Source organism: Pseudomonas sp. P1_A1, assembly GCF_056406935.1.
Genome location: NZ_JBFTZE010000004.1, coordinates 248,604 through 267,388, shown reverse-complemented (window position 1 = coordinate 267,388; position 18,785 = coordinate 248,604). Strand labels below are relative to the sequence as shown.

At 59.6% G+C, this 18,785-nt stretch carries 22 protein-coding genes; 8 read left to right on the top strand and 14 right to left on the bottom strand.

Features of this window, described 5'->3' with window-relative positions; translation table 11 throughout:
* Positions 1-112: 112 nt before the first annotated feature.
* Positions 113-1,120 (top strand): DUF481 domain-containing protein, encoded by a 1,008-nt coding sequence (locus AC1D2Q_RS08160; RefSeq protein WP_477812872.1) that lies wholly within the window; start codon positions 113-115, stop codon positions 1,118-1,120.
* Between the two features lie 155 nt (positions 1,121-1,275).
* Here AC1D2Q_RS08160 and AC1D2Q_RS08155 read toward each other — a convergent pair whose 3' ends face one another.
* The gene (locus AC1D2Q_RS08155; protein WP_002554837.1) at positions 1,276-1,485 is read right to left on the bottom strand and encodes a cold-shock protein; all 210 of its coding nucleotides are present in this window, start codon (positions 1,483-1,485) and stop codon (positions 1,276-1,278) included.
* A gap of 354 nt (positions 1,486-1,839) precedes the next feature.
* Between AC1D2Q_RS08155 and dcd the strand changes: the two genes are divergently transcribed.
* A complete protein-coding gene (gene dcd / locus AC1D2Q_RS08150; protein WP_007940589.1) occupies positions 1,840-2,406 on the top strand; it encodes a dCTP deaminase in 567 nt (188 codons plus the stop codon).
* A 107-nt stretch (positions 2,407-2,513) separates the two neighbouring features.
* Positions 2,514-2,720 (top strand): hypothetical protein, encoded by a 207-nt coding sequence (locus AC1D2Q_RS08145; RefSeq protein ID WP_253419370.1) that lies wholly within the window; start codon positions 2,514-2,516, stop codon positions 2,718-2,720.
* Positions 2,721-2,845: 125 nt separating this feature from the next.
* Here the strand turns inward: AC1D2Q_RS08145 and AC1D2Q_RS08140 are convergent, their stop codons facing one another.
* From AC1D2Q_RS08140 to AC1D2Q_RS08105, 8 genes are all read right to left on the bottom strand, one after another.
* Positions 2,846-3,610 (bottom strand): ABC transporter ATP-binding protein, encoded by a 765-nt coding sequence (locus AC1D2Q_RS08140; protein ID WP_007940591.1) that lies wholly within the window; start codon positions 3,608-3,610, stop codon positions 2,846-2,848.
* Between the two features lie 13 nt (positions 3,611-3,623).
* Positions 3,624-4,742: a succinylglutamate desuccinylase/aspartoacylase family protein gene (locus tag AC1D2Q_RS08135; protein WP_477812871.1), complete on the bottom strand. Its 1,119-nt coding sequence runs from the start codon at positions 4,740-4,742 to the stop codon at positions 3,624-3,626.
* Positions 4,743-4,754: 12 nt separating this feature from the next.
* A complete protein-coding gene (locus AC1D2Q_RS08130; protein WP_204125325.1) occupies positions 4,755-5,465 on the bottom strand; it encodes an ABC transporter permease in 711 nt (236 codons plus the stop codon).
* Positions 5,462-6,190 (bottom strand): ABC transporter permease, encoded by a 729-nt coding sequence (locus AC1D2Q_RS08125; RefSeq protein ID WP_477812870.1) that lies wholly within the window; start codon positions 6,188-6,190, stop codon positions 5,462-5,464. The genes AC1D2Q_RS08130 and AC1D2Q_RS08125 overlap by 4 nt, the downstream gene beginning before the upstream one ends.
* A gap of 56 nt (positions 6,191-6,246) precedes the next feature.
* Positions 6,247-7,029, bottom strand: a complete 783-nt coding sequence (locus AC1D2Q_RS08120) for a transporter substrate-binding domain-containing protein (protein WP_105348507.1) — start codon at positions 7,027-7,029, stop codon at positions 6,247-6,249.
* A 257-nt stretch (positions 7,030-7,286) separates the two neighbouring features.
* Positions 7,287-8,975 carry an ATP-dependent DNA ligase gene (locus tag AC1D2Q_RS08115; protein WP_477812869.1) on the bottom strand — a complete coding sequence of 563 codons (1,689 nt, stop codon included), beginning with the start codon at positions 8,973-8,975 and terminating at the stop codon, positions 7,287-7,289.
* A complete protein-coding gene (locus AC1D2Q_RS08110; protein WP_477812868.1) occupies positions 8,972-10,003 on the bottom strand; it encodes a ligase-associated DNA damage response exonuclease in 1,032 nt (343 codons plus the stop codon). Before AC1D2Q_RS08110 ends, AC1D2Q_RS08115 begins: the two co-directional genes overlap by 4 nt.
* Before the next feature lie 165 nt (positions 10,004-10,168).
* Positions 10,169-12,619 carry a penicillin acylase family protein gene (locus AC1D2Q_RS08105; RefSeq protein WP_477812867.1) on the bottom strand — a complete coding sequence of 817 codons (2,451 nt, stop codon included), beginning with the start codon at positions 12,617-12,619 and terminating at the stop codon, positions 10,169-10,171.
* A gap of 201 nt (positions 12,620-12,820) precedes the next feature.
* Here AC1D2Q_RS08105 and AC1D2Q_RS08100 point away from each other — a divergent pair, with 201 nt between their 5' ends.
* A complete protein-coding gene (locus AC1D2Q_RS08100; RefSeq protein WP_477812866.1) occupies positions 12,821-13,372 on the top strand; it encodes a cysteine hydrolase family protein in 552 nt (183 codons plus the stop codon).
* Between the two features lie 139 nt (positions 13,373-13,511).
* Here the strand turns inward: AC1D2Q_RS08100 and AC1D2Q_RS08095 are convergent, their stop codons facing one another.
* The 4 genes from AC1D2Q_RS08095 to AC1D2Q_RS08080 all read right to left on the bottom strand — a co-directional run bounded on the left by AC1D2Q_RS08095 (position 13,512) and on the right by AC1D2Q_RS08080 (position 15,319).
* Positions 13,512-13,721, bottom strand: a complete 210-nt coding sequence (locus AC1D2Q_RS08095; protein ID WP_007906737.1) for an SEC-C metal-binding domain-containing protein — start codon at positions 13,719-13,721, stop codon at positions 13,512-13,514.
* On the bottom strand, positions 13,718-14,212 hold the full coding sequence (locus tag AC1D2Q_RS08090; RefSeq protein ID WP_477812865.1) for an LEA/WHy family protein: 495 nt from the start codon (positions 14,210-14,212) through the stop codon (positions 13,718-13,720). The genes AC1D2Q_RS08095 and AC1D2Q_RS08090 overlap by 4 nt, the downstream gene beginning before the upstream one ends.
* A gap of 128 nt (positions 14,213-14,340) precedes the next feature.
* On the bottom strand, positions 14,341-14,817 hold the full coding sequence (locus AC1D2Q_RS08085) for a YchJ family protein (protein ID WP_477812864.1): 477 nt from the start codon (positions 14,815-14,817) through the stop codon (positions 14,341-14,343).
* A 4-nt stretch (positions 14,818-14,821) separates the two neighbouring features.
* Positions 14,822-15,319, bottom strand: a complete 498-nt coding sequence (locus tag AC1D2Q_RS08080) for a DUF6231 family protein (RefSeq protein ID WP_477812863.1) — start codon at positions 15,317-15,319, stop codon at positions 14,822-14,824.
* 177 nt (positions 15,320-15,496) lie between these two features.
* Between AC1D2Q_RS08080 and AC1D2Q_RS08075 the strand changes: the two genes are divergently transcribed.
* The 4 genes from AC1D2Q_RS08075 (at position 15,497) to AC1D2Q_RS08060 (ending at position 18,194) form a co-directional block, all read left to right on the top strand.
* Entirely contained in the window at positions 15,497-16,192 is a 696-nt protein-coding gene (locus tag AC1D2Q_RS08075; protein ID WP_477812862.1) for a PA1041 family peptidoglycan-binding anchor lipoprotein, read from the top strand.
* A 90-nt stretch (positions 16,193-16,282) separates the two neighbouring features.
* Positions 16,283-17,002 (top strand): PA1041 family peptidoglycan-binding anchor lipoprotein, encoded by a 720-nt coding sequence (locus AC1D2Q_RS08070; protein WP_477812861.1) that lies wholly within the window; start codon positions 16,283-16,285, stop codon positions 17,000-17,002.
* A 162-nt stretch (positions 17,003-17,164) separates the two neighbouring features.
* Positions 17,165-17,443: a DUF1145 domain-containing protein gene (locus AC1D2Q_RS08065; RefSeq protein ID WP_477812860.1), complete on the top strand. Its 279-nt coding sequence runs from the start codon at positions 17,165-17,167 to the stop codon at positions 17,441-17,443.
* Positions 17,436-18,194, top strand: coding sequence for a collagen-like protein (locus AC1D2Q_RS08060; RefSeq protein WP_477812859.1), 759 nt, complete (start codon positions 17,436-17,438; stop codon positions 18,192-18,194). The genes AC1D2Q_RS08065 and AC1D2Q_RS08060 overlap by 8 nt, the downstream gene beginning before the upstream one ends.
* A gap of 114 nt (positions 18,195-18,308) precedes the next feature.
* Here the strand turns inward: AC1D2Q_RS08060 and AC1D2Q_RS08055 are convergent, their stop codons facing one another.
* On the bottom strand, positions 18,309-18,767 hold the full coding sequence (locus AC1D2Q_RS08055; RefSeq protein WP_477812858.1) for a CopD family protein: 459 nt from the start codon (positions 18,765-18,767) through the stop codon (positions 18,309-18,311).
* Positions 18,768-18,785: the final 18 nt, after the last annotated feature.

The window sequence follows — 18,785 nt, the reverse complement described above, 5'->3', positions numbered from 1 at the left end:
TTGTCAGTTGAGAAATGAACTCAATAGAAATAGCCGGGTCAGTCCTTGCCGGGGCCTTATTTCCAGGAATGATGCCGATTTTTTTTCGCAAAGTTGAGCTTTTGATTCGCTTATGTTGTCCAGAACCTTGCTGTGCCTCGCTGTCGTCAGTGCTTCCACTCCCTTGCTCGCCGATACGGTCTGGTTGAAGAACGGTGACAAGCTGAGCGGCAAGATTACTCTCTTCGATGGCGGCAAGCTGTTGATCCAGACCCAGTATGCCGGGGCGGTCCCGATTGACTGGAAAGAGGTCAAAACCCTGGAAAGCGATCAGCAAATGTTGGTCAAGCAGGATGCTTACACTGGCGAGAAGGCCAAGTCGCTGCATGCGGCGGAGGACGGCAAGGTCACCCTGGCCAACGGCGATGGTCCCAAGACCGTAGAGTTGGCCAGTATCCAGCAGATGCTCAAGCCTAAACCGGTGGTCGAGGATTTAGTGTGGAAAGGTAATGTCGACATGGCCCTGGATTATCGGCGGGCCGAAAAAGACACCGATGATTATGATGTCGGCTTCAAAACCAGTGCGCGCCATGGTCGGTGGCGTCATACGGCGGAAGGTGAGTACAACCGCGAGTTCCAGGATAGCGTCGTTACCACTGATAACTGGCGTGCCGAGTATTCTCTGGACCGATTCCTTACCGATAAGTGGTTCTGGCAAGGTCGTTTGAATTACAAGCGCGATAAGGTCGAAGAGCTGTCCCGACAGCGCACCATCGGTACCGGCCCCGGTTATCAGTTCTGGGATGACGAACTGGGTGCCTTCTCCCTGGGGTCGCTCCTGAATAACACCGATTATGAGTATTCCAATGGCCGCAAGGAAAATTTCTATTCCTTGGCGATGAAGTGGGACTACAACCGTTATCTGGTCGGTAAGAAGGTTGAGTTCTTCACCAAGGGTGAGGTGGGTAAGCCTTTGTCGGGCGTCGCGGATTACGCCCTCGATGCCGAGGTCGGTCTGCGCTACAAAGTCACTGATTGGGCATCGTTGAATCTGAAGGCTGAGAGAGACATTATCAGCGGCAGCGATGAGGCTGACCTGAGCAAGACCCGATACACCGCAGGGTTTGGCGTGGCCTGGTAACACGCCAAAGAAGATCGCAGCCTTCGGTGGCGCCCTCAGGCGCGTAGGAGCTGCCGAAGGCTGCGATCTTTTGATCTGTTTTCTCCGCAAAAAACACTCAGGCACAAAAAAGCCCCGCTTTTAAGGGCGGGGCTTTTTACTAAAGCAGTTACAAGTTAGATAACTTGAACTTCTTCAGCTTGCATGCCTTTCTGACCGCGGGTAGCGATGAAAGAAACCTGTTGGCCTTCTTTCAGGCTTTTGAAGCCGTCGGATTGGATAGCTTTGAAGTGAACGAACAGGTCGTCACCGGATTGTGGAGTGATGAAGCCGAAGCCTTTTTCATCGTTGAACCACTTAACGGTACCGGTTTGGCGATTAGACATGGTGTAACTCCTTGAACAAAGATAACTGCGACTCAGGAAGAACCCTGGCCGAGACTGAGTGCAAAGAGCAGGAAAAATTCTTGTAGATGGTTGGATCGAAATTCAACATATCGTGTAGAGATTCTCAGTGACACAAGCAGCACAGTGGCGCCACCTTAACCCTTTTTCCGGAACGTGCCAATGGTTCTTGCGAAGGTTTCTCTTTTTTAATGACTGACGGTTAATAACATGGCGGTGAGGCCGCGGAATTCATGGGGGATCGGCGAGAATTGTCTCCCGGACTTTGAACCCGGAGCGCCTGCCCGGTAAGATGCCGGACAGAATTTTTCCACCTCGCTATTCAGGACACCCGCCATGAGCATCAAATCGGACAAGTGGATTCGCCGCATGGCGCAAGAGCACGGCATGATCGAGCCCTTCGTGGAACGTCAGATGCGCGGCAGTGACGACAGTCGTGTGATCTCCTATGGTGTGTCGAGCTACGGGTACGATGTGCGCTGCACCAATCATTTCAAGGTGTTCACCAACATCAATTCGGCCATCGTCGATCCGAAAAACTTCGACGCTGGCAGCTTCGTCGACATCCACAGCGACGTGTGCATCATCCCGCCAAACTCCTTCGCCCTGGCCAGTACCGTCGAATACTTCCGCATTCCGCGCAACGTATTGACCATCTGTCTGGGCAAGAGCACTTACGCCCGCTGCGGCATCATCGTCAACGTGACCCCGCTCGAGCCCGAGTGGGAAGGCCATGTGACCCTGGAGTTCTCGAACACCACCAACCTGCCGGCGAAGATCTATGCCAACGAAGGCGTGGCGCAGATGCTGTTCCTCGAGTCCGACGAGGAATGTGAAGTGTCCTACAAGGACCGTGGTGGCAAGTATCAGGGCCAGCGTGGCGTGACCCTGCCGCGTACCTGAGTCAACCGTCTGACAAACCGTTGGAATTCCTGGGCGGGCGTACACTCTATGGGGTGTACTGCTCCGATTCGCGCAAGGCGGATCGGGCCATCGCTCAGGAGTGCTTCATGAAGATCGATCCGCGAATAAGTGCCGAACTGGCAAGGCTCGAGCCCAATCAGGTTGGTGTGCTGGCCTGGTCCTTGTTGGCGCATCCGCCAGTCATGGCAGGGGGTATCCCTACTCAGCCGGATCCCGACACGCCCAACGAAGAGCCACAAGAACCCGGAGAGCCCACTGTGCCGGACAAGCCACCGCCCGCGCCTGTGGCCTGATATCTGTTAACGAAATCCGCTTTTGTAGGAGCGAGGCTTCCCCGCGATGAAGGCAATGCGGTCTGTATGATGACCGCGTTATCGTTCTTCGCGGGCAAGCCTCGCTCCTACGGGACGGTGGCGTTTTATTTCAGGTTGCCGCTCAAGAACTGCTTCAACCGCTCACTCTTCGGATTACCCAGCACGTCTTCCGGCGCACCTTCTTCTTCCACCAGCCCCTGATGCAGGAACAGCACCTGGCTCGACACTTTGCGGGCGAAGCTCATTTCATGGGTGACCATGATCATGGTCCGGCCTTCCTCGGCCAGGCCCTGAATTACCTTGAGCACTTCGCCTACCAGTTCCGGGTCGAGTGCCGAGGTCGGTTCGTCGAACAGCATGACTTCCGGTTCCATGGCCAGCGCACGGGCAATGGCTACCCGTTGTTGTTGACCGCCCGACAGGAACGCCGGGTACTGATCCGCCACACGCGGCGCCAGGCCAACCTTGTCGAGGTAACGTCGGGCACGGTCCTCGGCTTCTGCCTTGCTGCAACCGAGCACCCGCCGCGGGGCCATGGTGATGTTTTCCAGCACCGTCATGTGGCTCCACAGGTTGAAGTGCTGGAACACCATGGCCAGGCGGGTGCGGATCCGTTGCAGCTCATCGGGGTCGGCCACATGGATGCCGTGACGGTCCTTGGCCATGCGGATGTTCTGGCCGTCCATGCTCATGGTGCCGTCGTTGGGTTGCTCTAGAAAGTTGATGCAGCGCAAAAAGGTGCTTTTGCCCGAGCCGCTGGCGCCGATCAGGCTGATAACGTCGCCGGTTTTGGCCTTGAGCGAAACGCCTTTGAGCACCTGATGATCGCCATAGCTCTTATGCAGGCCTTCGATGGTCAGTTTGTACATGGGGCGTGCATCCTCAAGGCGAAAGTAGGTAGCCGCTGCGATAGGCTTCGGTGCCCGCGACATGGGCGATCACCATGCCCGCAGTGGCCATGCGCCGCAGCGAACGGGCATACATCAGCCCGGCGACGGTGCAATGAACAGGGGTGACGCGATCATTGATCGGGTCGATGACTTCGGCGATCAGTTGCCCGGCCTCCAGGTATTCCCCTGGCAGGGCCGTAAACACCAGCAGTCCGCCCACGGGTGTCGCCACCGGTTCGACGCCGGCCAGCGGCGTGGCGGGGTAGGGCAGTTCCGGCAAGGGCGTCGGCTCGCCGGCAATCGCGCCGAAATGAATCAGATAATCGATCAGCGCTTGGCAATCGAGGCTGGCCAACGGGTGATTAACGTCGCCCTGACCGCGCAATTCGACGGTGACCGAAAAGCTGCCCAGCGGAATATCGAAATGCTCGCCGAAGCGTTCTTTCAACTGCCACCAGAGCAGGGTGAAGCATTCATCGAACGACTGGCCGCCAGAGTCGGTGGCCAGCAGGCTGGCTTCGGCACCGATGTAGCGCGCCAATGGCTCGACCTGAGGCCAGGCCTCGGGCGTGGTGTAGAGGTGCGCGACGGCTTCGAAATCGCAATGCAGGTCCAGCACCATGTCCGCATCGCAAGCCAGCCGTTGCAGGGTAAGGCGTTGGGATTGCAGTTGCGTGCCAGCGGTCTGGCGCGCCAATACGTCACGCAGGCTGCTGCGGATCAGTTCGAGGTTTCGTTGCGGATCGTCACCCAGCAGGCCTTCGATCTCATTGCCGACTTCTTCACTCAAGTCGACGAACCAGCGATTGAAGTTCTGCCCGCTTTCCAGCTCGTAGCGGCCCAGTGGGACGTCCATCAACACTTGTTCCAGGCCGACCGGGTTGGCCACGGGCACCAGCACGATTTCGCTGCGCAGCCGGCCGGCGGCTTCCAGCTCCGCCAGACGCTGTTTGAGGTGCCAGGCCACCAGCATGCCGGGCAATTCATCGGCATGCAGGGAGGACTGGATGTAGATCTTGCCTTTGGCCGCCTGGGGGCCGAAGTGAAAGCTGTGGATCTGTCGCACGGTCCCCGGCAGTGGGGCCAGCAGGTCATGAATCTGGTGGCGCATGTACGAATTGTCCTAGTGAGTCGGCCCGAGGAAGGCCAGCCATCGGCGTTCGGCGAGGCGGAACAGGCCGACCAGCGCAAAGGTAACGGTCAGGTAGATCAGCGCGGCGATGCCGAACGACTGGAACGTCAGAAAGGTCGCAGAGTTCGCGTCGCGAGCGACTTTCAGGACATCCGGGATGGTCGCGGTGAACGCCACGGTGGTCGAGTGCAGCATCAGGATCACTTCGTTGCTGTAATAAGGCAACGAGCGACGCAGCGCCGACGGCATGATGATGTAGGCATAGAGCTTCCAGCCTGACAGGCCATAGGCCTTGGCCGCCTCGACTTCGCCATGAGCCATGCTGCGAATCGCCCCGGCGAAGATTTCCGTGGTGTAGGCGCAGGTGTTCAGGGCAAAGGCCAGGATCGTGCAGTTCATCGCATCGCGAAAGAACGCATCAAGGACGGGCTGCGCGCGTACGGCTGCCAGGCTGTAGATGCCGGTGTAACAGATCAGCAACTGAATATAGAGCGGCGTACCCCGAAACAGATAGGTGTAGAACTGCACCGGCCAGCGCAGGTAGAGCTTGGGGGAAACCCGAGCAATGGACAGCGGGATCGACACCAGAAAGCCGATGAAGATCGACGCACTGAGCAGCCACATGGTCATGGCCAGGCCGGTGATGTTGTAGCCGTCGGTATAAAGGAAGGGTTTCCAGTATTCCTGCAAGAGCTCGATCATCGTACGGCCTCCCGGGAGCCGGCGGCGTAGCGACGTTCGAGCCAGCGCAGGACGACGTTGGAGGCGCTGGTGATCAGCAGGTAAATCAGTGCGGCGAGCACCAGGAAGTAGAACAGTTGATAGGTGCTTTTACCGGCGTCCTGCGCGGCCTTGACCAGGTCGGCGAGGCCGATGATCGAGACCAGTGCGGTGGCCTTGAGCATCACCATCCAGTTGTTGCCGATACCCGGCAGGGCGAAACGCATCATTTGCGGGAACACCACGAAACGGAAACGCTGGCCACGTTTGAGGCCGTAGGCGGTGGCGGCTTCGACCTGGCCCCGTGGCACGGCGAGGATCGCCCCGCGGAACGTTTCGGTGAAGTACGCACCATAAATGAAGCCCAGGGTGATGACCCCGGCGCTGAATGGGTTGATCTCGATGTATTCCCATTCCATGTATTCGGTGAACGACGTCAGCCAGGTTTGCAGGCTGTAGAAGATCAGCAGCATCAGCACCAGGTCCGGTACGCCGCGAATCAGCGTGGTGTAGATCTGCGCCGGCACGCGCACCAGTTTCACTTTCGACAGTTTGGCACTGGCGCCCAGCAATCCGAGCAACACGGACACCAACAGCGACAACACCGATAATTTGATGGTCATCCAGGTGCCTTCCAACAGCAACGGGCCGAAGCCCTGAAGGCTGAAGGCTGAGAGCCCCAGGTTTTGTAAGAGGTTTTCGAACATAAATCAGCAACCTGATCGGATAAAAAAAGCGCCCATCGCGAGATGGGCGCCGGGCATTATTTGCCGCTGTACAGATTCAGATCGCCAAAGTGTTTCTTCTGAATGGTGGCGTAGGTGCCATCGTCGTGTAACGCTTTGATACCTTTGTCCAGAAGTGCTTTCAGCTCTTTGTTACCTTTCGAGATACCGACAGCAGTTTTGGCTGGCAGCAATTCGCTGTCGACAGGCTTGCTGACTTCGTAATCGGCGCCTTTTGGCGACTTCAGGAAGCCCAGTTCGGCTTGCAGCATGTCCTGGATGGCGGCATCGAGACGGCCGGAGGTCAGGTCGGAATACACCTGATCCTGGTTCTGATAGGCCTGGGTTTTCACACCGGCCTTGTCCAGCACGGCTTTGGCATAGGCTTCCTGAATGGTGCCTTGCTCGTAACCGACGGTTTTACCCTTCAACGAAGCGACGTCTGTGCTCAGGCCGGAGCCTTTCTTGAACACGTAGGCAGTAGGGCCGGAGAACAGTTCGCTGGAGAAGTCGATGACTTTTTCGCGGGCTGGAGTGACGGTCATCGAAGAGATCACACCGTCGAATTTATTGGCCTTGAGGCCTGGAATCATGCCGTCGAAATCGCTTTCGACCCATTTGCACTTGACCTTCAGCTCGGCGCAAATTGCATTGCCCAGGTCGATGTCGAAGCCCACCAGGCTGCCGTCGGCTGCCTTGGACTCGAACGGCGCGTAGGAAGGGTCAACGCCAAAACGCAATTCTTTGTATTCCTTTGCCAGCGCGGAGCCGGCAGCCATGCACAACGCCAGTGCAGAAAGGGTCAGCAATGCTTTTTTCATTATTCAATCCCTAAGAACCAATATGAGCGCTTGTGGCGCAGAAGTACTGTTACTGAAAAGCGTAAGACCTATTAAAAGTAGCAATTTCCGAACCAGAGTCCCGAACAAGCGTTTTAAAAGGTGACACAGGAAATGGCAAAGCGCGATTTGTGCACGAAAACGGGCATCGCCAGATTCTTGCGCCTGGATGGTGCGTAGTGTGGCGAGGGGCAAGCCTCGCTCCTAAGATTCTGTGTCTGACTTACCGGCATCAGGGATCAGGTCAACAAATCCTGCAATGTCGCCAGGCTGTCGGCTTCTTCCACCGACTTGTCCTGCCGCCAGCGCAATATCCGCGGAAACCGCACCGCAATCCCGCTCGGGTGCCGTTTCGACGGGGCAATGCTCTCGAATCCCAGCTCAAACACCAGGCTTGGTTTCACACGGATCACGGATCCGGATTTTTCCACCATGGTCTTGCGTATGATGCTGTCGATCTGGCGGATTTCTTCGTGGGTCAACCCGGAGTAGGCCTTGGCGAAAGGCACCAGTGTCCGCTGGCGGGCGTCGGGTGAGCCGTCCCACACGGCGAAAGTGTAATCAGTGTAGAGACTGGCCTGGCGGCCATGACCCTGCTGCGCATGGATCAGCACTGCATCGACACTGAACGGGTCGACTTTCCATTTCCACCACCCGCCCGTGTCTTTGTTCCGTCCGACGCCATACTGCGCATCGCGGGCCTTGAGCATCATCCCTTCGACCTTCAGTTTGCGAGAGGCTTCCCGTTGGCGGGCGAGGTCGAACCAGTCTTCGCCGATCAACATGGGCGAGGCAAGTAACACCGGGTTTGCGCAGGTGGTGACGAGGTGTTCCAACTGAGTGCGGCGCATGGCCTGAGTCTGGTTGCGCAAATCCTGGCCCTGCCATTCGAGCAGGTCAAAGGCCTGAATGACCACGGGCACCTCATTGAGGATTTGCTTGTCCAGCGTGTGACGGCTGCTGCGTTTTTGCAGCAGGGCGAAAGGCTGCACCGCCAGCGAGGTAGGCGATGGCCGCTCGCAAGCGCTCCTAGAGCCCGAGGGCGTGGTTTTCCAGGCGACTATTTCACCGTCGATCACCGTGCCGTCGGGCAAGTCGTGAATCAGGCTGCCCAGTTCGGGGAACCGTTCGGTCACCAGTTCTTCGCCTCGCGACCAGACCCACAAGTGCCCATCGCGCTTGACCACTTGGGCGCGGATGCCGTCCCATTTCCACTCCACTTGCCATTGGCTGGCCGGGCCGAGCAGGGCTTCGAACTGCTCAACCGGTTGCGACAACGCCTGGGCAAGGAAAAACGGGTAGGGCTGGCCATCCCGTTGGGCGTGTTCATCGGGTGCTTCGGGGGCAATCAGCTTCAGGTAACTGGCGGCATTCGGGCGGTGCGACGGGTCGGTGTAACCCACCAGCCGCTGGGCCACGCGTTTGCCGTCGAGCCCGGCCGTAGCTGCCACGGCGCGGGTGACCAGCGATTTGGAGACACCGACACGGAAACTGCCGGTGATCAGTTTGATGCATAGCATCAGGCCCTGGCGATCCAGTTGCGCCCACAGCGCGGGCAGGCGTTCAGCGAGAACCCGCGGGGGCGCGCTGCGCAGTGGCAACAGTTTGTCCTCAATCCACACCGTCAGTCCGTCGGTAGACGTGTGAGGCGTTTCGGGCAGCACCAGCGAAATGGTTTCCGCCAGATCACCCACCGCCTGGTAGCTTTCCTCGAACAACCAGGGCGAGAGCCCGGAACACGCGATTGCCATGTCGCGCAGCACCCGAACCGGCACCCATTGCCGAGGTCGCCCGCCGGCCAGCAAATACACCGCCCAGGCGGCATCTTCGGGCGTGGCCTGGGCGAAGTAATGCTGCATCGCCGCCAGTTTGGCGTTGCTTGAGGTGGTGACATCGAGTTCGGCATACAGCTCGGCGAAGGCTTTCATGCCTGCACCTCGGCGCTCTCGGGTTCGAAGGCTGCGTTGTTCTCGTCGTCGCTGTATTCGGTGCTCAATCCCATGGCATCGAGGCCCTGTTCGCGCAGATGCCGCACCAGCACTCCGATCGATCCATGGGTGACCATCACCCGCTCGGCCCCGGACTGTTCGATGGCCCAGAGCAGGCCGGGCCAATCGGCGTGATCGGACAGCACGAAACCACGGTCCACGCCATGCCGCCGCTGCGTGCCGCGCAAACGCACCCAACCGCTGGCGAGGGCATCGCTGTAGTCGCCGAAGCGCCGTACCCAATTGCTGGTACCCGTTGCAGGCGGCGCGAGGACCAGAGCTTTGCGCATCATCGGATCCTGCTTTTTTACTTCGCTGGCATAGATCGTTGGTGGTAAATGAATGCCGCTCTGACGATAAAACTGATTGATCGGTTCAACCGCGCCATGCACCAGGATGGGGCCCAGGCTGGCATCGAGGCCATGAAGAATCCGCTGAGCCTTGCCGAAAGCATGGCAGAGCAGCACGCTGGTTTTATCGATTGCGGCGTTGGCCTGCCACCACTGATTGATCTCGGCAAGGATCTGCGCCTGGGGTTGCCAGCGGTAAATCGGCAGGCCGAACGTCGATTCTGTGATGAAGGTGTGACAGTGCACCGGTTCGAACGGTGCACAGGTGCCGTCGGGCTCTGTTTTGTAATCACCGGAGGCGACCCAGACCTCACCGCCGCATTCCAGCCGCACCTGGGCTGAGCCGAGCATGTGGCCTGCGGGGTGAAAACTCAGTTTTACGCCATGGTGCAGCAATTGCTCGCCATAGGGCAGCGTTTGCAGGTTGATGTGCTGGCCCAGCTGCGCGCGCAGAATGCCCGCACCCGGTGCCGCCGCCAGATAGTGTTGGTTGCCACGGCGAGCATGGTCGCTATGAGCGTGGGTGATGACTGAACGCTCGACGGGGCGCCACGGGTCGATATAGAAATCCCCGGGCGGGCAGTACAAACCTTCAGGACGTGCGATAACAAGGTCCATATTGTTACCAGAATGGAAAGGCCTGTTAGCTAGGAGGTTCGCCCGAAACGGGAAGTTCTATTTATTTTCACAGAGATTAATAACAAAAGATCGCAGCCTGCGGTAGCGCTTACAGATGGGGGCGAATCCCCTGTAGGCGTTGCCGCAGGCTGCGATCTTTTGATGTTACTTGCCAGGCGTCAGCGTCAACCGCGTCTTGCCATACACCTTGTCAAAGTTCTGCGGCTGCATCGGCAGGCTCATGTATTGACCCTTGAGCCATGGATCGACGCTGTCGAGATTGTGCGGGCTGGCCGGGTTGCCGGATTGGCCGGTAGCGTTCTGGCCCATCAGCGGTTCGGCCTGGCCGAAGTCGACAATAAAGCGCATGGCCGGGGCCTGCGTGGTGTTGAAGTCCTGACCCCAGGCGAACGAGGCGGTGTTGAGCGTGGTGTGATCGCCGCCGGCCGCCAGTGGACCGCGCACGGTCTGGCCGCTGGCGTTTTTCCACTCGTAGCGGTGCAGTTTGCCCCACTGCCAGGCTTTGTGATCGCCGCCCAACTGGCTGTCACCCGCGCTGATCGCAGCCGCCAGGCTACGGGCCAGGATCGCCGGTTTGTCTTCTTTCTGCGCAGTGCGCACGTCATCCCAGAACGGACTGTCCTCACGCCCAAGCAGGTGATCGGCCTGAGCTGCATAAGACAACTTGCCGTTGGCGATAAAAGCTTTCCATGCCGGGCTGCTTTCCGGCCCCAGTTCGTCGAGGAAAATCTGTTTGGTGCTTTCCTGCAGGAACAACTCGTAAATCGCCGCGTCGGCGGAAGTCGGGCTGAGTTTGCCGTCGAAGGCCATCAAGCGGGTATACGCCTCGCGAGCCTTGCCACGATCGGCCACCGGCAACGCTTCGATGGCCTGCTTGAGCGGCTGGGCCATGCCTGGCGCTTCAAACATCTTCTTCAGCTTGGCGGCGAAGGTGGTGGTCTGGTCGTATTGCATGGCGATCAGGCTGCGGGTGTCGTGTTTGCCCACGCCCGCCAGTTCGGCCATGCGTTCGCCACGCTCCGGTGCCGCCCAGGAATTGGACAGCTGCATGCCGTAGCCATGGGGAATGACCCGCTGGTTGGCGGTGCCGAGCCAGCCCTGCGCCGGGTCCTGGTCATACGGATGGAGCATCGGGTCGGCGTAACCGTCCCAGTCGTAGCGACCTTCCCAGCCCGGCGACGGCAGCAAGCCTTCGCCTTCGCGACGGTTCGGGTAGCGACCGGTGACTTGCCAGCCGATATTGCTGGCATCGGCAAACACCAGATTCAGGGCGATGGCGCGGATTTCACGGCTAGCGTCCGACGCTCTCTCGGTACTCTGCGCCCGGGACAGGTCGAAAAAGGCGTCCAGGGTTTTGTCATCGGTGAAGTCCGGCGCCTGCAAGGCCAGGCCGAAACCATTCGCCAGCGCAGTACCTTGGGCGCTGTTGAGCAGCGGTCCGTGGCGGGTTTCGTACACCGCTTCGCGAATCGGCCGCTGGCCTTTGACGAAATAGGTTTCGTTGCGCACGATCGCCGGCTGCCATTTGCCGCCCACTTCGTAGGAAAGGCCATTGCCCTGGCGTTTGATTTTTTCCAGGAACAGGTCCTGGTTGTCGCCCATGACCGTGGTCATGCTCCACGCCACTTTGCCGTTGAAACCAGCGAGCACCATCGGTAACCCGGCAATGGTTACGCCGGAGGCCTGGTATTTCGGCGCGCGAATCTGCACGTAACTGAATAACGACGGCACCCCCAGCGGCCCATGGCTGTCGCTGGCCAGCAGGCTTTTGCCGCTGCGGCTGCGTTGCGGGGCGATCGCCCAGTTGTTCGAGGAGGTAGCGCCCAGCAGATTCAGATCCGACAGTTGACCGGTGGCTTTGCTGATTTCGCTCAGCCCCGGGATTTGCCCGGTGAGTTTGATGCCCTGAAGTTTTTCAGCTTCAGCCACCGGCAGTTTTTCATCCGGGGCGGAAGGTGTCAGCCACGCCAGTTTGTCGGTGCTGACGGTTTGGGCCAGCATCAGCGAAGAAATTTCTTCCGGCAGGTTCGCCGACTGGCTGAAGTTCAGCAGGCAGAACATCAGCGCCGAATCTTCCGGCTTCCAGTATTCAGGCTTGTAGCCGGTGGCCGCGAGGTCCGCAGGCAGTTTGTCGCGATAGCGGAACAGGTAAGCGTTGACCCCGCGGGCATAGACCTCGAAGAATCGCTTGAGGCGTGGCGACGAGGCCTTATACAGCTCATCCGCGCTTTTCTTCAGATTGACCGCTCGCATGTAGCGGTCGGCATCGAGCAGGTCTGCGCCGGACATCTCCGCCAGACGGCCCTGGGCCAGCAGACGCAGAGTGACCATTTGGCTGATGCGGTCGCTGGCGTGCACGTAGCCGAGGGTGAACAGGGCATCGTGGAAACTGTTGCTCTCGATCAGCGGCATGCCCATGGCATTGCGGCGGACTGAAACGTTTTGCGCCAGGCCCTTCAGCGCTTGCACGCCGGAGGTGGGCGGGAGGGTGTCCTGGGCGTTCCAGGTCTGACAACCGGTCAGGCTCAAAACACCGGCCACTGCTGCGGCAACGCCGAACCGGGGAAGAAAATGTGTAAGGGCTGGCGAGGCCATGGCAAAGCTCCTGCGGGGGTAGTGACGCGACAAAGGCGCTACGTTAGTGAGCAGGAGGTGGCCGCGCAAGCGGCGGCTGGGTTATTTCTTTTCGGTGATCGCCGGCATCAGGTCATCCTGTTTGCGTTTGATGGCTTGCCAGTAGCAAGAGGCGATGCTGAAGTGCGGCAAATTCAATGACCTCGCATGGGGAAAGTCGGCATGGAGCTTAAGACAAACGCGGCGCTGATCATCATCGATCAACAAAAAGGCATCCTGCATCCCAAGTTGGGCCGTCGAAACAACCCTCAGGCCGAAGAACGCATCCTGGAATTGCTGGGGCATTGGCGTCGCACCGGGCGGCCGGTGATTCATGTGCAGCACCTGTCCCGCTCAGCGGATTCGGTGTTCTGGCCACAGCAGTCGGGGGTGGAGTTTCAGGAACGTTTTCAACCCTTGAGCGGCGAGCAAGTGGTTCAGAAGCAGGTGCCGGATGCATTCTGTTCGACCGGGCTGGAAGCGAGTTTGCGCGAGGCGGGGATCGATCAGCTGATTATCGTTGGCGTGGCGACCAACAATTCGGTGGAGTCCACGGCGCGAACGGCTGGCAACCTGGGGTTTGAGGCGTGGGTTGTGGAGGATGCGTGCTTTACCTTCGACAAGGCGGATTATTTCGGCAATGCCCATTGCGCTGAAGAAGTGCATGCGATGTCGCTGGGGAATCTGCATGGGGAATATGCGACGGTCGTCAGCACTGTACAGATCTTGAAATGAGGTGACTGTCAGTCCGTCTTCGCGAGCAAGCCCGCTCCACATTGGATCTGCTGTATACGCACAATTTGTGGCTGACGCAGTTCAAATGTGGGAGCGGGGAAGGCGATTCAACAGGCGAAGAAGTTATTCGCCCGAAGCCTCAAGCGCCGTGGCACTTCTTGAATTTCTTGCCGTTGCCGCACGGGCAAGGGTCGTTGCGGCCGACGTCTTTCAGGGCGTTGCGCACCGGTTCCTGGTGGGCGTGGCCGCAGTTCGGGCCGTGAACGTGGCCATGGTCGTGATCATGGTGGTCGTGATGGTCATGATCGTGGTTGCAGTCAGGGCCATGGACGTGGGGTTGCTGGGTCATCGGGGTCGCTCCGGAATTAAATCGGCGGCGATTATCACGCCATTGCGCGCCAGGTGCACGTAGTGCGCGATGAATAAACCGGTTTCAAGCGTTCCTTCCAGACGATAGGGAATCGGTTGCTCAGGTTTTTTCAGCAGTTTCACCACGTCCCGAACCCTGGACCACAGGTTGGTGCGGATCGGCACCTTGAAGTAGGCACTGTGCTTGGGGCCGACGGTGAACCAATGTTCGTGCTCGCCTTCGGTCAGCAGGATGTCCCCCAGGTGAATGCGATATTCCAGGGCGCGCACCGTCAGGTCTTCGTCATTGGGGTTGTCGACGCGAAAATGCAGCAGGAATTTCTGCTCCAGCAACTTGGCCCGGACCACCTCGACCTTGACCAGATGCACCTGCGGATCAGGCAGGTCGTTGCTGAACCATGAGGCGCAGCCGCCGAGTCCTGAAAACAGCAGCAGGGTGAACAGATAGAGCGCGAGTCGTCGGGTGGTCATGGTCGTGTTTCTCCTTGACCCCCAGTCTAGCCCCAAAAGATCGCAGCCTTCGGCAGCGCCTACACCTACAGATGTACGCCGATCACTCTGTAGGTGCTGCCGAAGGCTGCGATCTTTTAGGCATCACCTCAAACGCCGAAATAACTCGCGCAACACTTCTTGAACTTCTGCCCGCTGGCGCACGGGCACGCATCGTTGCGCCCGGCCTTGAGTGGCACGGTAGGGTCGATGAAGTACCAGCGGCCGGCGTTCTGCACGAATGACGAGCGTTCGCGGTGACTGTGTTCGCCGCTGCCGTCGTGCCAGCGAGCGGTGAAGGTGACGAAGGCGTGCTCCGGCTGGCCGCCGAAGACCTCGGCGCTTTCCACTTCCAGGCCCAGCCAGGTGCTTTGGGCGCTCCAGTCGCTGATCGATTGGCGATCCAGGACGGCCTGTTGCGCGGGCAGGGTGGTGGCCACCAGATAGTCGACGAGCCCCAGCACATAGGCGCTGTAGCGCGAACGCATCAGGACTTCGGCGCTAGGGGCCGGATGGCCGGCATGGTAATGACCGCAGCAGGCGTCGAGCAGCGTGCCGCTGCCGCAAGGGCAAATGGATGTACTCATTGCGTTACCACCAGTATTTCCCGAAGTTTTCCGGATTGGCCCAGAAGCGTGAGTTGAGCCAGTCGGGCACCTGTTTGTAGTCAAGCAGATCGTAGGTAAACAACGTCAACACTTGATCGTCGCGCTGGAAGCGTTCGCTGGCTTGCAAGGCCAGGGAGAAAAAATCCGTCTCCTGCCAACCGCTGGCGGGCAAGTCGGCAAGCACCGCAATGCGACTGGCATTGAGGTTGCGTATCCCGCCGAGCAGATTCAGGCCGTCGCGCTTGGGCAAGTGTTCGAGGCAATCGACCACCAGCGCCAGATCAAACCGCTGCGCCGCCAGTTCGGCCGGCAATGCTCCGGGTGCGGCAAAAGCCACGATGCTGTCCGGGTGCGCGAGTTTGAATGCCTCGAGCGCGGGGAACTCACTGGCGCCAATCAGCAACAGACGCGCCGGGGCGTAACGATCAAGCAAAGCGGCCAACGCCTGCTGGGGCGTGCGCGAAGAAATACCTGCAATCATCGAAAATCCTCAATCAGAACACCAAGACTAACTTGTCTTGCAGAGCGGGTTTAAGCAAAAAGCAGCGATCTTCCGTGAACATAGGGCGAAACAGCAATGGCCTATTGCTGGCGGAGATTAAAACTCCGGTCTTTACTCCCTGAATCGGTTATTAGCCGATCCCTCAGGAGAAACTAGATGAGCATAGTTCGGACAGCATTACCTTTGGTTCTGCTAACCAGTGTGTTGACTGGTTGCGCAGGTTTGCAGAAAACCGACTGGCCGACCTGTGCGGCGGTCGGTGGTGTCGTCGGTGCGGGGCTCGGTGCGACCGAGAGCTCTTCATGGGCGGGGTACGGCGCGCTGCTGGTCGGCGGCACGGCAGCGGCGTATTGCTGGGTGCATGGCGATGGCGACGAAGACGGCGATGGCGTGCCGGACAGCCGCGACAAGTGCCCGCACACACCTAGAGGCGTGCGGGTCGATGCCGACGGCTGTCCTCCACCCGCGCCTGCGCCAGTGGTCGAAGAGAAGGCGGTGGTCAAGGAAGAAGTCATCGTTATCCGTGATGTTCACTTCCAGTTCGACTCGGCCAAGCTCACCCCTTCCGATAAAGAGGTACTCAACACCGTTGCCACGCGCCTGAAACAGGAATCCGCCAGTACCAGGCTGACCGTCACCGGTCATACCGACAGCGTCGGCAGCGATAAATACAACCAGAAACTGTCGGACAGACGCGCCCATTCGGTGGTGGAATACCTGATTTCCCAAGGCGTGCCACGCAGCAGTTTCGTGTCTGTGACCGGTGCTGGTGAAAGCCAGCCGGTGGCCGATAACAAAACCGCTGACGGCCGTGCGCTGAACCGGCGTACGGAAATCAAAATCGACCGCTAGGCCCCTCGCGCTCCGCGGCTTGTACAGTCGCGGATGCGGGTCTTTACTCCTGTGTGACCGGTATGGGCCGGTGACACAGGAGCATTCACAATGAGCGTTCTCACAAGGACCGTCTTGCCGGTTCTGCTGCTTGGCAGCCTTCTGACCGGTTGCGCGACTCACAGCGATGGCACTGCCCCCTTGAATCAACGAACCTGGCCGATCTGCAGTGTCATTGGCGGACTGGTGGGCGGAGGTTTGGGCGCGATCGAAAGTGGCGGTTGGGCGGCGGGAGGCGCGGCGCTCGGGATCTTGACCGGTGGCTTGATCTGTTACGCCCAGGATGGCGATGAAGACGGTGACGGTGTCTTCGATCGACGGGATCGCTGCCCCGATACGCCCGCCAATACACCTGTCGATCATCACGGTTGTCCGCTACCGCAGTACCCGGCCAGCGTGAAACCTGCCGAACCCGAAGCCGCGAAATCCGAAGTCATCACCCTGAGCAGTAGCGTGTTGTTCGCGTACAACAAGTCCGAGCTGACGCCCGCCGCGCGCACTGAGCTGGATTCGCTGATGCCCAAATTGCAGAGCGCCGATGTGGTGAGCGTCAAAGTCGTCGGCCATACCGACAGCCAGGGTTCGGACGCCTATAACCAGAAACTGTCGGAACGGCGTGCCAGCAGCGTGGCGGCCTACCTGTTGAGTCGTGGCCTGGCGCCGAACAAACTCACCAGCGAAGGCAAGGGTGAAAGCCAGCCGGTGGCCGACAACGACACGGAAGAAGGGCGGGCGCAGAACCGTCGCGTGGAGTTGCACATCAATCGCTAGGCTCGGCGATCAAGAGGCCCGTGATAGAGCCGTCGGAGGACCATCAAGGTGGGTCCGGCGGCCATTCGATGCCTTTCGGAAGAATTTTCTGTTGCCCTCTGGCTTATCCCGCGTGTAAGCCGTTACTGTGCGCGCAAAGAATAATTCTCGACGGGGGAGCGTATGAAGGTGTTTTGGGGGCTGGGGAAGTTGTTGACCCTGCTGTTCTGGTTGGTGGCGCTGGTCAATCTGCTCATTCCGTTTGTTCATCCACTGCATCTGTTGGTCAACCTGGCCGGCAGCCTGCTGGTGCTGACTCATCTTCTGGAGCTGGTGTTCTGCAATCGCAGCCTCAAAGGTCGAGCCCACCCCTGGCGTGATCGCCTGAAGATTGTCTTTTTCGGCGTTTTCCACCTGCAAACCATTCCGGCCCCGGCCACTGCGAAGGCTTCCCATGCGTAAACTCTGTCTGCTCGCCGCACTCATCAGCCCATTGGCCTGCGCTCAGGTGGTGAGTGTTGAAACCAACTCGCTGATGCGTTTGCCCAATACCGCCAGTTCCCTGCAACTGGAACGACTGGAAGTCGCCGATTACGGCACCTTGCTGATTCCCTCGAACGTGACCGAAGTGACGGTCGGCGAGCTGCACCTGGGGCGCGAAGCGCGGATCGCCATTGTGCCGAGCGAACAGGCTCTGGCGTTGAAGGTCAGCCGGGCCGAGTTGGCCGAAGGCAGCCAGATCACCGCGCGGGGCGCCCCCGGGACTTATCTCAAGGCTGCCCGCTCCGGGCGCAATCTGAATTTGCAGATCAAAGCGCTGAAGGCGCCGCAATTGTTGGTAGACGCTCGCGGTGGCGCGGGCGCCCCGGGTTTTGTCGGCCTTGACGGGGCCAACGGCCAAGCGCCGGGTTGCACCTGGGGCCAGGCCGGTCGCGGCTCCGATGGCAGTGACGGCAGCGACGGCCAACCCGGTGCGCCGGGGGCGCTGGTTCGGCTGGAAGTACCGCGTGACTATCCGGCGCAGCAGATCAAGGTCGAGGTGGCGGGCGGAGTCGGTGGCGCGGCCGGACCCGGTGGCAAACCGGGGGCGGGCGGCAAGGCCAAGGGCTGCATTGTCTATAAAGCCGATGGCGGCAAGAGCGGTCGCCCCGGTGCCGATGGCCAGCCTGGGCCTGCCGGGGCGGCAGGTTCGGTGAGCATTCAGCGGTTGTAAGCAGTTTCTGAAACGATTGTTCCCACGCTCTGCGTGGGAACGCAGCCCGTGACGCTCCGCGTCACTGGACGCGGAGCGTCCCTTGAGGCATTCCCACGCAGAGCGTGGGAACGATCACGGCCGAGCCGCAGCAATCGCCACCAGCACCAACCCGACTATCAGGTTAATCCCCACCAACCGGCGAATCTTGCCCAGCGTCGCCGCCCCCGTCGGCCAATCCTGAGCCGCTACCGCCGTGCGCAGTTCCGGCAGCAGCAGCGCCTGAATCCGGATAAACAACGCGGTCATCACCACATACAGTCCCATCATCACCTGCACATACCGCGGTGCCGCTTCAAACCCGGTGAACTGCAAATGAATCATGCCCACACCGCTGATCGGCAACAGCACCACCGCGACCCAGACCCAGCGGAAAAAACCTTGAAACACTTCCACCCACAGCTTCAACCGGCCAGGGCCTTCCAGCGCCTTCATCGCCGCGGGGCGCAGGACCATCCAGGCGAAAAACATGCCGCCGACCCATACCAGGGCAGCCAGGACATGCAGGGTATAAACGATGCCAAAAGGTGTCATTGGGGTACTCCGTTCTGC

Coding starts and splice junctions, on each gene's coding strand:
- AC1D2Q_RS08085 (WP_477812864.1), bottom strand. CDS start 14,817: ATGAGTACATCCATTTGCCCTTGCGGCAGCGGCACGCTGCTCGACGCC.
- dcd (WP_007940589.1), top strand. CDS start 1,840: ATGAGCATCAAATCGGACAAGTGGATTCGCCGCATGGCGCAAGAGCAC.
- AC1D2Q_RS08080 (WP_477812863.1), bottom strand. CDS start 15,319: ATGATTGCAGGTATTTCTTCGCGCACGCCCCAGCAGGCGTTGGCCGCT.
- AC1D2Q_RS08075 (WP_477812862.1), top strand. CDS start 15,497: ATGAGCATAGTTCGGACAGCATTACCTTTGGTTCTGCTAACCAGTGTG.
- AC1D2Q_RS08055 (WP_477812858.1), bottom strand. CDS start 18,767: ATGACACCTTTTGGCATCGTTTATACCCTGCATGTCCTGGCTGCCCTG.
- AC1D2Q_RS08070 (WP_477812861.1), top strand. CDS start 16,283: ATGAGCGTTCTCACAAGGACCGTCTTGCCGGTTCTGCTGCTTGGCAGC.
- AC1D2Q_RS08090 (WP_477812865.1), bottom strand. CDS start 14,212: ATGACCACCCGACGACTCGCGCTCTATCTGTTCACCCTGCTGCTGTTT.
- AC1D2Q_RS08065 (WP_477812860.1), top strand. CDS start 17,165: ATGAAGGTGTTTTGGGGGCTGGGGAAGTTGTTGACCCTGCTGTTCTGG.
- AC1D2Q_RS08095 (WP_007906737.1), bottom strand. CDS start 13,721: ATGACCCAGCAACCCCACGTCCATGGCCCTGACTGCAACCACGATCAT.
- AC1D2Q_RS08060 (WP_477812859.1), top strand. CDS start 17,436: ATGCGTAAACTCTGTCTGCTCGCCGCACTCATCAGCCCATTGGCCTGC.
- AC1D2Q_RS08110 (WP_477812868.1), bottom strand. CDS start 10,003: ATGGACCTTGTTATCGCACGTCCTGAAGGTTTGTACTGCCCGCCCGGG.
- AC1D2Q_RS08155 (WP_002554837.1), bottom strand. CDS start 1,485: ATGTCTAATCGCCAAACCGGTACCGTTAAGTGGTTCAACGATGAAAAA.
- AC1D2Q_RS08140 (WP_007940591.1), bottom strand. CDS start 3,610: ATGTACAAACTGACCATCGAAGGCCTGCATAAGAGCTATGGCGATCAT.
- AC1D2Q_RS08160 (WP_477812872.1), top strand. CDS start 113: ATGTTGTCCAGAACCTTGCTGTGCCTCGCTGTCGTCAGTGCTTCCACT.
- AC1D2Q_RS08145 (WP_253419370.1), top strand. CDS start 2,514: ATGAAGATCGATCCGCGAATAAGTGCCGAACTGGCAAGGCTCGAGCCC.
- AC1D2Q_RS08105 (WP_477812867.1), bottom strand. CDS start 12,619: ATGGCCTCGCCAGCCCTTACACATTTTCTTCCCCGGTTCGGCGTTGCC.
- AC1D2Q_RS08120 (WP_105348507.1), bottom strand. CDS start 7,029: ATGAAAAAAGCATTGCTGACCCTTTCTGCACTGGCGTTGTGCATGGCT.
- AC1D2Q_RS08115 (WP_477812869.1), bottom strand. CDS start 8,975: ATGAAAGCCTTCGCCGAGCTGTATGCCGAACTCGATGTCACCACCTCA.
- AC1D2Q_RS08135 (WP_477812871.1), bottom strand. CDS start 4,742: ATGCGCCACCAGATTCATGACCTGCTGGCCCCACTGCCGGGGACCGTG.
- AC1D2Q_RS08130 (WP_204125325.1), bottom strand. CDS start 5,465: ATGATCGAGCTCTTGCAGGAATACTGGAAACCCTTCCTTTATACCGAC.
- AC1D2Q_RS08100 (WP_477812866.1), top strand. CDS start 12,821: ATGGAGCTTAAGACAAACGCGGCGCTGATCATCATCGATCAACAAAAA.
- AC1D2Q_RS08125 (WP_477812870.1), bottom strand. CDS start 6,190: ATGTTCGAAAACCTCTTACAAAACCTGGGGCTCTCAGCCTTCAGCCTT.